Here is a 13,832-nt window from a genome sequence, read left to right on the forward strand (position 1 = left end):
GACACAAATGAACAACCCTACAACCCATCGTCAATCCCTGCGGCACATGCTGGAGGCCGGTCAATTCATTGCGGCCCCGGGCGTTTTCGACATGTTTTCCGCGCTCATCGCGGACCGGCTCGACTTCAAGGCACTGTATATGACCGGATACGGCGTATCGGCTTCTTATCTGGGCCTGCCAGATGCCGGTCTGGTCACCTATTCGGACATGGCCGCCCGCGCTGCCACGATTGCAGGCGGTGTTCAAAAACCGCTGATTGCCGATGCCGATACCGGCTTCGGGGGGCTGATCAATGTACGTCATACGGTACGGGGTTATGAGGCGGCCGGTGTTCAGGCCATACAGCTCGAAGACCAGGAAATGCCCAAAAAATGCGGCCACACGCCCGGCCGGCGCGTGATTCCCTTGCCGGACATGCTGCGCAAAATCGAAGTGGCCGTTGAAGCACGGCGCCATGACAGTACTTTGATCATTGCAAGGACCGATGCGCGGACCAGCCTTGGGTTGGAAGAAGCGATTGCGCGCGGTATCGCCTTCGGAAAGGCGGGCGCCGATATTATTTTCGTAGAGTCGCCGGAAAGCGAAGCGGAATTTCAGCGTATCGGCCAGGAGATTCCACACTGGTTGCTGGCCAATATCGTGCCGACCGGGCGCTCGCCTGAAGTTCCCTCCGGGACCTTGCAGGAATGGGGCTTCAATATCGCGATTTATCCAGCGTTGGGTATGTCTGTGGCCACGGCGGCATTGGCGCAGGGGTATCAGCATCTGCAGGAGAAGGGGAGTACCTGTAATATTACAGTCCCCAGATATACCATGGATCAGTTGCATGATCTTGTCGGCTTTCCCGATGTCTGGGCGTTCGAACAACGACATGCTGTGGGCGCGCCTGGAGAATAAGATGCCTGCGACCATGCTGGACAAAATATGGGATGCGCATGTCATTGCCTCGTTGCCGGGTGAGGTGAGTCTGCTGCATGTCGATCGTCATTTGATGCATGAGCTGACCGGCGTCGAGGCATTGCGCAAGGTGGCGGGCCGACAGTTACCTGTGCGGGATCCGGCCCTGACCTTTGCCACGCTCGATCATGTCACCTCCACGCTGCCCCTGGCGCGCGATGGTGATGAGCCGTGGAGCACCCGCATGATTCAGGCGATGAGAGCCGAGTCCAGGGCGCATCGCATTCCCTTGTTTGATGTGGATGATGGTCGCAAGGGAATCGTGCATGTGATCGGTCCCGAGCTGGGCTTGACGCTTCCCGGCCTCACGGTCGTGTGCGGCGATAGCCATACCTGTACGCATGGAGCATTCGGTGCGCTGGCCTGGGGAATCGGGTCTTCGGAGGTTGCGCATGTTCTGGCCACGCAAACGATACGACAGCGCAAACCGAAAAGCATGCGTGTCAATTTTCACGGTGCCGTGACGGAAGGTGTCACGGCCAAAGATATGATCCTGCATCTGATCGGCAAACTGGGCACGGCAGCAGGCACCGGCTTTGCCATTGAATATGCAGGCCCGGCGATTCGTGCACTGGATATGGAGGCCAGGATGACACTGTGCAATTTATCCATCGAACTGGGTGCGCGCCAGGGCATGATTGCGCCTGACGAGGTGACGTTCCGCTACATCGAGGGGCGGGAGTTTGCGCCGCAAGGCACGATGTTTGATCGGGCGATCGAGGCCTGGCGATCGGTGGCCTCGGACGACACTGCGAGTTTTGACCATGAGGTGGATATCGACAGCGCTGCGATCAGGCCGACCGTAACCTGGGGCACCAGTCCGGAACATGTAGCGGCGATCGATGCGATTGTTCCCGATCCGGATCATGACTGTGATCCCGGCGCGCGCGCCGCATGGCATCGTGCTCTGGCGTATATGCGTCTTGAGCCGGGCCAGCCGATCAACACCATCCCGATTGACCGCGTATTCATCGGTTCATGCACCAACAGCCGTTTATCCGATTTGCGCGAGGCAGCCAGCGTTCTGCAGGGACGCCATATCGCTGCCGGCCGGGTGGGATGGGTGGTGCCCGGGTCGCTGCAGGTCAAGCGTGACGCGGAGCGCGAAGGACTGGACAAGGTCTTTACCCGGGCCGGTTTTGAATGGCGTGAGCCAGGCTGTTCCATGTGCGTGGGCGCCAATGGCGATATGGTTGCGCCGGGCCAGCGTTGCGTGTCGACCTCCAATCGCAATTTTGTTGGACGCCAGGGGCCGGGTGCGCTCACGCATTTGGCCAGTCCGGCCATTGCGGCAGCCAGCGCCGTCGCCGGTCACCTGGCCGCTCCCAATATGTTGCCGGAGCGTCGCCCATGATTCCGTTCACTGTCTGTGAAGGCCCCGCGGCACCGCTGCTGCAGGCCAATATTGATACCGATATGATTATTCGCATCGAGCGGATATCAAAATTAAGCAGGGGCGAGCTCGGGCCATGGGCATTCGAAATGTGGCGCTACACCGGAGCCGGCGAGCCGAACCCGGATTTCGTGCTGAACCGCGAGCCTTTCAAGCAAGCGCCGATTCTGATTGCGGGCGCCAATTTCGGTTGCGGCAGCTCCCGTGAAATGGCGGTCTGGGCGCTGGAGGAGATTGGCGTGCGCTGTATTATTGCCCCCGGGTTTGGCGACATATTTTTCAGCAATTGTCTGCAGAATGGGTTGTTGCCGGTCATTTTGGAAGAGGCCCAGGTGCAGCGGCTGGCGGCCCAGGCTGAAGGGGGCCGGCACTTGCGGGTTGATCTGGAGGCGATGCGAGTGTCCTGTGATGGTCTGCCGGATGTTTCTTTCAGTCTTGCAGAAGGCACACGCCAGGCATTGCTGGAGGGCCTGGATGAAATCGGACAGACCTTGAAGTACGACGCGCAAATCAATGCGTTTCAGGCCAGGGATCGGCTGGTGCGTCCCTGGGTGTATGGCGTTGCGCGGCCTGCTGCGCCGGACACCGCTGCCTGATCGGACCCCTTTTGCATGAGAGCGGCTCGCCTCATGTCAGATCGGGAGACAGCTCGTCGCGGCGAGCCATGATGTCTTCCCAAAGTGCTCGCGCAGCGACCGACAGGCTGCGCCCGCGTCGCCGCACCAGATAGATCGAGCGGGCAAGCCGTGCATCGCCAATGGGACGGACAACCAGTTCCTGGCGCTGAAATTGGAAAAGCGTTAACGATGGCACGACGGTCACCCCCGCGCCCGAGGCGACCAGCCCGGCCAGCGTGGCCAGGTGCTCTACTTCCATACAGGTGCGCAGTGTCAGCGGATGCAGGGCCGCATCGAGAGAATGTCTCACGCTGCTCAGGCGGTTCATATGAATAAACGGATGATTTCCGATGTCCTCCATCTGCAGGAATTGGTGTTGCGCCAGCGGATGATCGTGCCGGCAGACCAGATAAAACGAATCCACATATAACAATTGTGCATCCAGGTCCTCGCCAGGATCTGCGGTCGCAGCAAGCGCGAAATCTACTTCGCCCGCGCGCAGCAGGCCAAGGCATTGCATTGAGAGCGTATCGGTGAGCGTGAGCTCGATGCCTGGATATTGCTGACGGAACGACGCATAGATGCGCGGGAGCCAGGCGGCGCAAAGCGAGGGCAGGGCGGCGACCGCGATGCGGCCCTTGCGCCGGGCGGCATGCTCCCGGAAATTGTTGATCACTGCCGAAAATTCGTCATAAAGGTTGCGTACCGACGAACTGAACAGGTGCCCTTCGGGAGTCAATTCCACCGTCCGCGTCGTGCGGTCGAAAAGCCGCTCGCCCAGGGCCGTTTCCAAAGCCCCGATTCGTGTGCTGAATGCCGATTGAGACAGATTGCAGCGTTCGGCAGCCCGAGTGAAATTTTTTTCGTCCACCAGGGCCAGGAAAAGCTGCAGATCGCGACTGCTTATATTCATCTGAAAACCCGATCAATATATCCAATTTTACTATTTCACAGATTGATCTAGTGATATTACACTTGAAATCACCTTGGGGGAAGGCATTTCATTCAGCGATTTCCCGCCTGGAGGAGACATGTATGCTGTATTCAAAAAATAGACGTTCATTACTGAAGATGGGCCTGTATGCCGGCGGCGCGCTTGCAGGCATCCCGGCGCTGGCCCAGAAAAAACAGGACGATTCATTCCCGTCGCGGCCAGTCTCGCTTATCGTGCCGTTTCCACCAGGCGGTACTGCCGACAATACTTATCGGGTATTGGCCAGGGCGGCGGAGCCGCATCTCGGGCAGTCGATTGTGGTGGAGAATCGGGCCGGCGCGAGCGCGACCATGGGGGCGGTTGCCATCGCGAATGCGCCGCCCGATGGTTATCATTTGACCGTGACGCATTCCGCCGTATTGCGGATGCAATTGATGCAGCGCACATCCTATGATGCGCTTCGCGATTTCGATCCCATCATACAGATCAGCGCATTGAACGTCGGCCTGCTGGTGCGTAAGGAGTCGCCCTTTCAGGCATGGAAGGATTTCATCGAGGCGGCGCGCCGCGCGCCTGGAGAAGTCAGCTATGGTTCCAACGGTGTCGCCACGTCGCAGAATCTCGCGCTCACCCAAATCGCGGAGCAGGAAAAAATAACGCTCAATCATATCCCCTACAAGGGCGATGCCGAAGCGATCACGGGTTTGCTGGGCGGTTTCATTGATGCACACGCCGGCGGCACGGGGCTGGGCTCCCTGGTCGATGGAAACAAGGCGCGCTGGCTGGCGCTGTTCTCTGATGTCAGGTTGGCCCGGTGGCCGGACGTGCCCACGCTGTATGACCTGGGTTACAACGTACCGGCAAGCAGCCCGACCGGTATCATCGGTCCGGCAGGTATGCCGAAAAACGTGATCAGCCGTCTCCATGACGCGTTCAAAAAAGCGCTATACGATCCGGCACATGTGAAGATTCTGGAGGAATCGGGGCAGGCGGTGCAATACCGCGATGGCGCGGCTTTTGGAAAGCTCATTAAAGAACAATATGCACTGGAGCGTGAACGCGTTCGTCGGGCTGGTCTGCTGGCAGCCGGAAAATAAATATTTTTGATTTAAAAGGAATGAGTACATGCAAGTTGGTGTCGAAATAGGCGGTACGTTTACCGATTTGGTCTGGCGCAAGGCCGATGGAACCGTGACGACGGGCAAGGTGGCCTCACGGCCCGATGCGATCCACGAGGCGGTGATGGATGCAATTTCCACCACGGGAATCGATTTGAAAGATATCCGAGAGTTTGCCCATGGATCTACTGTGGCGACGAACACATTGCTCACCCGTCGTGGCGCAACCACGGGATTGCTGGTGACCGAAGGCTTCCGGGATGTGGTTGAGATTGGCACGCATGATCGGGTGGGAAATATCTATACCGCTTTTTACGCGAAACCCCGGGTGCCGGTCGCCCGTCGTCATGTCCGGGAAGTTGCCGAACGCCTGAGCGCGGATGGGGCCGTGGTCAAAGAAATTGATCTGGAAGCGGCGTGGCGGCAGATCAGTGAATTGATCGACGATGGCGTAACGTCGATCGCGATCTGTCTTTTGCACGCCTATCGCAATCCTGTCCACGAGAAGGCGCTTCTGGACCTGATGAACGAACGGGCGCCGGATGTCGACGTCTTCGCCAGTCATATTGTTTCGCCGGAGTTCCGCGAATATGAGCGCTCCGTCACGACGACGGTAAATGCTTTTGTCGGGCCGGTGGTCAGAAAGTATGTGCAGAACCTGGAACAGGGCCTGGCCAAGCATGGCTACCCCGGCGCCATGCGGCTTATGCAGTCCAGTGGCGGCGTCATGCCTTCGTCCGCAGCAGGCAGCAACGCGGTCCGAATGCTGCTTTCGGGTCCTTCTGCGGGTGTACGTGCCGCGCAATGGTTTGCGGCGCGCAACCAGATCAGCGACATCATTACACTTGACATGGGCGGCACCAGCACTGATGTAGCCATCGCACCAAATCTGACGCCCAGAGTGGTGCCGGAGCTGACAGTCGATCATCTTCCCATCCGCAGTACCGCCATCGATATGGCGACCGTGGGCGCAGGGGGCGGTAGCATCGCGGCGATCGACCCGGGCGGTTTTTTGAACGTGGGTCCCGCCAGCGCGGGCGCCTATCCGGGACCGGCCAGTTACGGTAGAGGCGGCGAATTGCCGACAGTGACAGATGCCCAGGTGGTTGCGGGGCTCCTGCGGCCTGCCAGGTTCTTCGGCGGAAATCTGCCGCTGCGCAAGGATCTAGCCGTCAAGGCGCTGGAATCCTTGAAACTGCCGGATGGCACCGGTGCGGCCGCCGACGCCATCCTGCGCATGGTCAACAGCAACATGGCGGCTGCTGTGCGGCTGGTATCCACGGCCCGGGGCATCGACCCGCGCGATTTCACGCTCGTGGCATTCGGTGGTGGAGGCCCCCTGCATGGCGCAAAAGTAGCCGAAGAGCTGGGCATGACCCGTGTGCTGATCCCGTGGTCGCCCGGCATCGCAAGCGCGTTCGGGCTGCTTGTCGCCGATCTGATCCTGGATGTTGTGCACGCCCGGGTGGAGCCGCTCACAGACGAGTCATTCAATAGCCACGCGATCCGGACGCTGCAAACACAGTGCGACGAACAGGCTGCGAGTGTGGGTCTGGAGAAGGGCAGCTATCAAGTGCAATATGGGGCGGACATGCGCTACGCGGGGCAGGGATACGAGCTGCCCGTCTGGATGGCAGGGGTCGCACACGACGCAGCCAGCTTGCGCCAGGCGTTCGAAGAGGAACATCGCACATTGTATGGATATGCCAGGCCGAACCTGCCGGTGCAGCTTGTCAATCTGCGCGCGCGCATTGTCCGCAAAAATGCAGCGTCGCTGATTACGAGCGGATCCGGGCCCATAACCGACGAGCAGGCGGTGAGCGAGACGATGATGCACGAGGGGCGCGCCGTCCCGGCAATATTCATGCCCAGGGCGAGCCTGGCCGAAGGCCAGACAATGAAAGGTCCGGCCGTGCTGGAAGAGCCGACCTCTACGGTGTTTATACCCGAAGGGTGGACATGCAAATGTCTGTCCACCGGTGACCTGATTTTGGAGAAATATTAATGACCACTGTTGATCCTGTTCGGCTGGCTATCCTGGCCAACGCCATGCATGCCATTGCCCAGGAAATGGGAACGACACTGGTGCGTTCGGCATTTTCAACCATCGTGCGCGAGGCGCGGGACTGTGCGACCGCACTGCTTGATGCCGACGGCCATGTCGTGGCGCAGGCAGAGATGATCCCCATTCATAACGGAGGCCTGAGCGCCGCTTTCCGTGCGAGCGCAGCCCAGCTGGACCTGTCCGATATCGGTCCCGACGATGCGATTCTGTTGAACGATCCGTATGCGGGTGGTCAGCATCTGAACGATTTCATCCTCTTCCAGCCGATCTTTATTGATGACGAATTGATCGGATGGGCAGGCAATACCGCGCATCACCTGGATGTCGGCGGCGGGGGCGCCGGTATCAATACGGCCGCCAGCGAACTGATCCAGGAAGGTCTGGTGATTCCACCTCTGCGGATCAACATGCAGCGCGATCTGCATGGCGGGGCGGTTGAGCGGCTCATTTTTGCGAACGTACGGACAGCGGAACTCGGGCGTGGCGACTTCTACGCCCAGGTTGCCGCCAATCGTACCGGTGTGCAGCGCATGCGCGAGCTGGGGGAGAGGGTAGGCAAAGAGACGCTGCGCCAGGCAATGGCGGAAACCCTTGAGTACGCCGAACGCCGCATGCGTGCTGCCATTACAGACCTGCCTGATGGCGCGTGGGATGGCGACGCATGGATCGATAACGATGTCGGGGGCACGGAACGCTTGCCGATCAAGGTGCGCGTGACCATCGAGAAAAGCGACATCACGCTGGATTTTGCCGGTACGGCACCCCAGGTCCACAGCATGTTCAATTCCTCGTTTTCATCGTCGTTTGCGTCGGCGGTGACGGCGGTCCGCTGCATTCTGGGCGACAAGGATATTCCCGTCAATGACGGTTGCAATAGGCCATTGCATATTCTTTTCCCGGAGGGCTCCATTCTGCATCCGGAGCCTGGCCTGCCGGTGCGTGCCCGGATCCTGGGTTCGTACCGGCTGCTGGATGCGGTACATGACGCGCTGTCCAAAGCGATGCCCGAACAGGTGCCTGCCAGCGGCTTCAACTCCACAACGGGCCTGTACCTGACCCAGAAACGTGAAAACGGCGCCATGCGAATCTACGCCGATGTGTTGGGTGGCGGCTACGGCGCGGCCCGCAATTACGATGGCGCACACGCGCTGGCAGGCCTGCTCAGTTCAAGCAGAAACACCCCCATCGAGGCGATCGAGCAAATCCATCCGCAACTGCGTATGCGGCATTATGCGCTGGTGCCCGATTCCTGCGGCGCCGGCACATGGCAGGGCGGACTGGGTTTTTCCAGAGCGATTGAAATTCTCGAAGACAACGTTGTGCTGAGTTTTTACTCCGAACATTTCCGTTCGCCGCCGCGGGGCCGCAATGGCGGAGGCGACGCCGCGCTGGCGAGCCTGATCGTCAGGCGCGGAGATACATCTATTTCACTTGAAAACCCGTCGATGATGACGCTGGAGCGCGGCGATATCGTGATTCTCCAGGTCGGCGGTGGCGCTGGGTGGGGCGATCCTGCTGCGCGCTTGCCGAAAAGCATCGAGGAAAATCTTCGGGATGGACTGATCACGGAAGCCTTCGCCAACAGGCATTACGCAAGCCAACGCGAATTGACACCTGAAATACAGGAGCAGATGCATGTTTAACCGACCCGAGCGGTTTGCCTGGCCGCAAAGCGATGCCGTGCGCCTGGTCCAGGATTTGCGCTTCGGTTTGCTCGTATCCGAGTATGAAGGCGAACTCTGTTTTTCATATCTGCCATTTCTGGTCGATGTGCAAGAGGGGCGCATTATCCGCCTCCGTGGTCATTTCGCCCGGAGCAATCCGCATTGGAAAGCACTGCAGACCCAGTCCCGGGCGACGGTTGTTTTCAACGGACCCAACGCTTATGTGTCGGCGCAATGGTATACCGCCGGCTGCCCGGCTGCTCCAAGCTGGAATTTCGTCGTTGTGCATGTCGCCGGCAAGGTCGTGCTGCACGACACGCCGGAAGAAACCTGGGATATTCTGCTGGATCTGATCGACGTCAATGAAGCATCGCTACCACAGCAATGGAACGTGGAAGGCTACGATCCGGCGCGGCGGGAACGTTTGCTGCCGCATATTCTCGGCTTTTCGCTCGAAGTGGAGAGAATGGAATCCAAGTTCAAACTCAACCAGCATTATGCCGCTGATGATCAACTGGGCGCCGCGCGCGGACTGGAGAAAGACGTCGGCACGGACAATGCCCGCGCGATTGCCGGACTGATGCGGCAGGGGGTGGAACGTGCTGCGCGGCAGGGCGAAGATGACGGCGGTGTTGACGTCACGACCTATCTCGACAAGCGGAAAACAGCAAAATGAACGGAGCGGATGCGCTGTGCGATACCCTGCTTGAGGGCGGCATTGATACGTGCTTTGCGAACCCGGGCACGTCTGAAATGCATTTTGTAGCCGCGCTGGATCGCAAACCGCAAATGAGGTGTGTGCTGGCACTGTTCGAAGGCGTCGCCACGGGCGCGGCGGATGGTTATGCGCGCATGCTCGAGCGGCCGGCCGCGACGTTGCTACATTTGGGACCGGGCCTGGCTAACGGCCTGGCGAATCTGCACAATGCCAGGCGGGCGCGCACGCCGCTGGTCAATATCGTGGGAGATCACAGTTCGCAACATCTCCAGTACGACGCGCCCCTGACCTGCGATGTGGCATCGCTGGCAGCGCCTATGTCCCATTGGGTCAGGAGGATCAACGATGCCGACGATGTGCCGGTCGCGGCAGCAGAGTCCGTTGAAAGGTCCCTTGCCGATGGCGGGGCGGTCGCAACATTGATTTTTCCCGCTGATGCGGCCTGGAATGCCTGCAGCGCCCCACCCGTTATCCCCAACGCGCCTCCGGCGTTGCCGCAGGTATCGCAGCGCCGGATCGCGCTGGCAACGAACGCATTGCGGACCCATGGCGATCGGGTGGTATTGCTTCTCGGCGCACAGGCGCTCAAGCCCGAGGCGCGTGTGCTGGCCGCGCGCATTTGCGATGCCACCGGCGCCCGCATGCTGGCGCAGCAATCGAATGCACGACTGGAACGAGGCGCGGGCAGGGTGCCTGTTTTGCGCATACCATATCCCGTAGAGCAGGCCCGGGCGATGCTGGATCGTGCAAGCCATATTTTGCTGTTGGACGCGACTGCACCGGTGGGCTTTTTTTCTTACCCGGGCAAACCCGGCAGTGGCGTGCCCGAGCATTGTGCAGTGCATGCGATCAGCTCGTCTGGTGAAGATGCTTACCAGGCGTTGCAGGCAATGGCGGACGATCTCGGGATTGATCCAAACCGGCCGGTAATTTATCAGGCGCTGGCGCGGCCCGGTTTGCCGACGGGCGCATTGAGCGCAGATGCCATTGTGCAGACGGTCGCCACGCTGATGCCCGAACAGGCCATTATATGTGATGAAGCAATCAGCTCCGGGCGCCGTTTGCTGGAGATGACGGCCGGCGCGCCGCCGCATGATATGCTTTTTTTGAATGGCGGAGCGATCGGTATCGGACTGCCGCTGGCCACAGGGGCCGCGATCGCCTGTCCCGATCGCGCGGTCATTTGTTTGCAGGCGGATGGAAGCGCCATGTATACGCTGCAGGCATTGTGGACGCAGGCACGCGAGAACCTGCACGTGATCACCATTATTTTTTCAAACCGCTCGTATGCTTTGCTGCACCAGGAACTGGCCAAAGTGGGTGCCGGCCGCGCAGGCCAAAATGCTTCGCGCCTGCTGGATATCGTGGAGCCATCGCTGGACTGGTGCAAACTCGCACAAGGCATGGGGGTAGAAGCCGTGGCGGTCGATACGGTGCGCGCGCTGGCCGATTGCATACAGGTCGCGCTGTCGCGCAGCACTCCTTTTCTGATAGAAGCGCGGATATAAAGCCTGACGTGTGCGAGCCTGTTTTACATTGTCGAGTCAGTCTTCACCTGGCCGAAATGATTCCTGATCGCTTCGGTGAAATGACTTCTGTGATGAAATTTTCTTTCCAGAATGCCGATTCTGCGGCTGATTTTGGTGTGCGAAAGATCCACGAACTTCAGTTTTTCGTCCTGTTCCCAATTCAGATTGGCCAGTTTGGGCACAATGGAAACGCCATAGCCCTGGCGCACCAGCTCGATAATGGCTTCGATTGAGTTCATTTCCATTTGAATATCCACGCTCACGGCCAGCTTCTTCAGCGTCTGGCGAATCAGGATGCCGGTCCAGGTCATTTGATCGAAATGAATGAACGGGGCATGATTCAGGATATCGATAGAGGGTTCGTCGGTCTGGTCGACGAGAGTGAAAAACGGCTTGCGGGGAATAATCAGGATCATGGGCTCGGAGTACAGTGGCGTCCAGATTAATTGTTTATATGCGTACTCCGGTGGTTCGGTCGCAATGGCCGCATCCAGCTGGCCGCTGGTGATCTTGTGCGCGAAGTCGCCGGACTGGCCTGCAAACACCTTGACGTCCAGATCCGGGTTGTTTTTGCGGATGGCCCAGAGCGCATCGGAAAAGGATCCCATCAGACTTGAAATAAGGGCGCCGATATGCACGGTGCCGGTCAACTGTCCCTGCCTGCTGTCACCGCTACGGATGATCTCTTCATATTTGACCAGCAGTTCCTGTACATCTTTCAACATGCTCTCGCCGTAATGGTTCAGTACAAGCTGATGCCCATTCTTGTGAAATAAGGGCGTTTCCAGCGATTCTTCCATGGTCTTGATCTGCTGTCCGACTGCGGCAGAGGTAAGGCCGATTTTCTTGCCGGCACTCGTATACGAGCCGCATTCAGCGACCGCGACAAACACCCTGAAAGTACGCAACGTAATCATGATATTTAAAATTTAATTTTAAATTATTAAAAAATTATTGCTTTTACTTTAAATTAAATTTAAAGAATAATCAAACAAAAAAACGACACACCAGGGCATGAAAGTGAAATATCACGATGCCGATTTTTCTGCCAACCCTGGCGCCCTCACTGCGTCAGACAACAAGGAAGAGACAAATGAAAACCCTATTGAATGGAGGTTGTTTTTTAATCAGATGTGCAGGGCTGATACTTGCCTGTACCCTGGCCACATCGGTACACGCCGCGCAGTGGCCACAACAACCCGTGCGACTGGTTGTGCCATTCGCTGCCGGTGGCGCCACCGACATCATTTCCCGTGTCCTGGGGCAAGAGCTCGGAGAACAATGGAAGCAAAGCGTGGTGGTCGAAAACAAAGTCGGCGCCGGGGGGGCGGTAGGTGCTTCGCAGGTGGCACGCAGCAAGGCTGACGGTTACACCCTGTTGATGATTTCCGGCAGTATGTTTACGGTTAACCCGTATCTGTACAAAAAACTTCCATATGCAGTCAAGGATTTTCGGTCGGTAAGCGTGGTCACCACCGGGCCATTGCTGCTGGGTGTCAATAAAAAAGTGCCCGCCGACAATCTGAAGACATTTCTTGCTTACGCAAAAAAGAACGAACCGGCAACCAATTTCGGTTCTGCAGGCGTCGGCAGTCAGGGACATATGGCATCTGAAGCCATTATGAATGCCACGGGGGCCAACATGACGCACATTCCATACGGCGGTGAATCGGCTGCACTGACGGATCTTGTGGCGGGTCAAATCCAGGCCATTACAGCCAACCTGTCCGCAGCACTGCCGTTTGTGCGCTCGGGGGATATCAAGGGTATTGCCGTTACGGGCAGTGAACGCTCCAAAAGCCTGCCGAACGTTGGCACCGTCAAGGAGCAGACAGGCAAGGATTTTGACGTGATCGGCTGGTTTGGCATCGCCGTGCCCAAAGGTACGCCCGACGATATTGTCCAGCGGATTGAGAAAGGCATTGCCACTGCTATTGCCTCAGATCGCATGAAGAAAAAATTTGAAGAGCTTGGATTGGAGCCGGCAACCACCGGTCCGGATTATATGAATGAACGAGTGGAAACAGAGTCGGTTTTCTGGAAGAAGGTAATCGCCGAGCAAAAAATCGATTCGATGTGATTGTTTGGAAAATGGATATCAGTGTTTGAACGGGTGGGATATGGAAAAGATGCTAGCGGTAAAGATCTGGCGTGGTGAAGAGGATGGAGAATATGTCACTTATCATATTCCGTCCAGAGAAAACCAGACGGTATTGGACGTGGTGACAGAAATCCAGCGACAGGTTGATCCGACGCTGGCCTACCGTTTCTCCTGTCGTGTCGGCGTCTGTGGCAGTTGCGCCATGACTGTTAACGGCAAGCCGAGATGGACCTGTCGCAGTCATGTAAAAAATGTAGTTGAAAACGGCGTCATCCAGCTGGAGCCGTTAAGAAATATGCCGCGCATCAAAGACTTGGTGGTGGACATGACCGAGTTTTTTGACAAATGGAAAAATGCAGGAGGGGAGTTCATCGGAACCCGGACCCGCCAGGACAGGCCGGCGCTGGTAGATCCCGCGAGCAAAGCCAGGAAACAGGCCGATGCCGCCATTGAATGCATCAATTGCGCCGTATGCTATGCCGCCTGTGATGTTGTTGAATGGGATAAGGACTATCTGGGACCCGCTGCACTGAACCGTGCATGGAGCCTGGTCAATGACGAGCGTCATGCCGACCCCAAAGGCGTACTCAAAAAGGCCATGGCTGATGGCGGGTGCAACTCCTGTCATACGCAAGGCAGCTGCATGAAACATTGCCCTGTCGGGTTAAGTCCCACCGGCAGCATCGCAGGACTTAAAAAACGCTCGCTGTTTGAGCTTTTGAGCGGGAAGTAGCC

Annotated in this window: 12 protein-coding genes; 10 read left to right on the forward strand and 2 right to left on the reverse strand. The window is 58.0% G+C overall.

What is annotated here, in order from left to right; all coding sequences use genetic code 11:
* Positions 1 to 7: 7 nt before the first annotated feature.
* Genes W822_RS32290 through leuD form a run of 3 tightly spaced genes read left to right on the forward strand, consistent with a single transcriptional unit; the run spans position 8 to position 2,947 of the window.
* Positions 8 to 898 carry an isocitrate lyase/PEP mutase family protein gene (locus W822_RS32290; RefSeq protein ID WP_024004741.1) on the forward strand — a complete coding sequence of 297 codons (891 nt, stop codon included), beginning with the start codon at positions 8 to 10 and terminating at the stop codon, positions 896 to 898.
* A gap of 1 nt (position 899) precedes the next feature.
* Positions 900 to 2,312 carry a 3-isopropylmalate dehydratase large subunit gene (gene leuC / locus W822_RS32295; protein ID WP_024004742.1) on the forward strand — a complete coding sequence of 471 codons (1,413 nt, stop codon included), beginning with the start codon at positions 900 to 902 and terminating at the stop codon, positions 2,310 to 2,312.
* On the forward strand, positions 2,309 to 2,947 hold the full coding sequence (gene leuD, locus W822_RS32300) for a 3-isopropylmalate dehydratase small subunit (protein WP_024004743.1): 639 nt from the start codon (positions 2,309 to 2,311) through the stop codon (positions 2,945 to 2,947). Before leuC ends, leuD begins: the two co-directional genes overlap by 4 nt.
* 31 nt (positions 2,948 to 2,978) lie before the next feature.
* Here the strand turns inward: leuD and W822_RS32305 are convergent, their stop codons facing one another.
* The gene (locus tag W822_RS32305) at positions 2,979 to 3,881 is read right to left on the reverse strand and encodes a LysR family transcriptional regulator (protein ID WP_024004744.1); all 903 of its coding nucleotides are present in this window, start codon (positions 3,879 to 3,881) and stop codon (positions 2,979 to 2,981) included.
* A 122-nt stretch (positions 3,882 to 4,003) separates the two neighbouring features.
* On the opposite strand from W822_RS32305, the gene W822_RS32310 reads away from it, so the two are divergent.
* Genes W822_RS32310 through W822_RS32325 form a run of 5 tightly spaced genes read left to right on the forward strand, consistent with a single transcriptional unit; the run spans position 4,004 to position 10,975 of the window.
* Entirely contained in the window at positions 4,004 to 4,999 is a 996-nt protein-coding gene (locus tag W822_RS32310; protein ID WP_024004745.1) for a Bug family tripartite tricarboxylate transporter substrate binding protein, read from the forward strand.
* 28 nt (positions 5,000 to 5,027) lie between these two features.
* A complete protein-coding gene (locus W822_RS32315) occupies positions 5,028 to 7,025 on the forward strand; it encodes a hydantoinase/oxoprolinase family protein (protein WP_024004746.1) in 1,998 nt (665 codons plus the stop codon).
* Positions 7,025 to 8,728, forward strand: coding sequence for a hydantoinase B/oxoprolinase family protein (locus W822_RS32320; RefSeq protein WP_024004747.1), 1,704 nt, complete (start codon positions 7,025 to 7,027; stop codon positions 8,726 to 8,728). Before W822_RS32315 ends, W822_RS32320 begins: the two co-directional genes overlap by 1 nt.
* Complete coding sequence (locus W822_RS0123440) at positions 8,721 to 9,425, forward strand: FMN-binding negative transcriptional regulator (protein ID WP_024004748.1); 705 nt, start codon at positions 8,721 to 8,723, stop codon at positions 9,423 to 9,425. The genes W822_RS32320 and W822_RS0123440 overlap by 8 nt, the downstream gene beginning before the upstream one ends.
* Positions 9,422 to 10,975, forward strand: coding sequence for an acetolactate synthase large subunit (locus tag W822_RS32325; protein ID WP_024004749.1), 1,554 nt, complete (start codon positions 9,422 to 9,424; stop codon positions 10,973 to 10,975). Before W822_RS0123440 ends, W822_RS32325 begins: the two co-directional genes overlap by 4 nt.
* 23 nt (positions 10,976 to 10,998) lie before the next feature.
* Here the strand turns inward: W822_RS32325 and W822_RS32330 are convergent, their stop codons facing one another.
* On the reverse strand, positions 10,999 to 11,913 hold the full coding sequence (locus W822_RS32330) for a LysR family transcriptional regulator (protein WP_024004750.1): 915 nt from the start codon (positions 11,911 to 11,913) through the stop codon (positions 10,999 to 11,001).
* Positions 11,914 to 12,089: 176 nt separating this feature from the next.
* On the opposite strand from W822_RS32330, the gene W822_RS32335 reads away from it, so the two are divergent.
* The gene (locus W822_RS32335) at positions 12,090 to 13,076 is read left to right on the forward strand and encodes a Bug family tripartite tricarboxylate transporter substrate binding protein (protein ID WP_024004751.1); all 987 of its coding nucleotides are present in this window, start codon (positions 12,090 to 12,092) and stop codon (positions 13,074 to 13,076) included.
* Between the two features lie 40 nt (positions 13,077 to 13,116).
* The gene (locus W822_RS32340; protein WP_024004752.1) at positions 13,117 to 13,830 is read left to right on the forward strand and encodes a succinate dehydrogenase/fumarate reductase iron-sulfur subunit; all 714 of its coding nucleotides are present in this window, start codon (positions 13,117 to 13,119) and stop codon (positions 13,828 to 13,830) included.
* Positions 13,831 to 13,832: the final 2 nt, after the last annotated feature.

Origin of the sequence: Advenella kashmirensis W13003, assembly GCF_000506985.1 — a bacterium.
Lineage (GTDB): Bacteria > Pseudomonadota > Gammaproteobacteria > Burkholderiales > Burkholderiaceae_B > Advenella > Advenella kashmirensis_A.

Excerpts from the sequence above, each read along its gene's own strand:
- W822_RS32290 (WP_024004741.1), top strand. The coding sequence starts at position 8 with ATGAACAACCCTACAACCCATCGTCAATCCCTGCGGCACATGCTGGAG.
- leuC (WP_024004742.1), top strand. The coding sequence starts at position 900 with ATGCCTGCGACCATGCTGGACAAAATATGGGATGCGCATGTCATTGCC.
- leuD (WP_024004743.1), top strand. The coding sequence starts at position 2,309 with ATGATTCCGTTCACTGTCTGTGAAGGCCCCGCGGCACCGCTGCTGCAG.
- W822_RS32305 (WP_024004744.1), bottom strand. The coding sequence starts at position 3,881 with ATGAATATAAGCAGTCGCGATCTGCAGCTTTTCCTGGCCCTGGTGGAC.
- W822_RS32310 (WP_024004745.1), top strand. The coding sequence starts at position 4,004 with ATGCTGTATTCAAAAAATAGACGTTCATTACTGAAGATGGGCCTGTAT.
- W822_RS32315 (WP_024004746.1), top strand. The coding sequence starts at position 5,028 with ATGCAAGTTGGTGTCGAAATAGGCGGTACGTTTACCGATTTGGTCTGG.
- W822_RS32320 (WP_024004747.1), top strand. The coding sequence starts at position 7,025 with ATGACCACTGTTGATCCTGTTCGGCTGGCTATCCTGGCCAACGCCATG.
- W822_RS0123440 (WP_024004748.1), top strand. The coding sequence starts at position 8,721 with ATGTTTAACCGACCCGAGCGGTTTGCCTGGCCGCAAAGCGATGCCGTG.
- W822_RS32325 (WP_024004749.1), top strand. The coding sequence starts at position 9,422 with ATGAACGGAGCGGATGCGCTGTGCGATACCCTGCTTGAGGGCGGCATT.
- W822_RS32330 (WP_024004750.1), bottom strand. The coding sequence starts at position 11,913 with ATGATTACGTTGCGTACTTTCAGGGTGTTTGTCGCGGTCGCTGAATGC.
- W822_RS32335 (WP_024004751.1), top strand. The coding sequence starts at position 12,090 with ATGAAAACCCTATTGAATGGAGGTTGTTTTTTAATCAGATGTGCAGGG.
- W822_RS32340 (WP_024004752.1), top strand. The coding sequence starts at position 13,117 with ATGGAAAAGATGCTAGCGGTAAAGATCTGGCGTGGTGAAGAGGATGGA.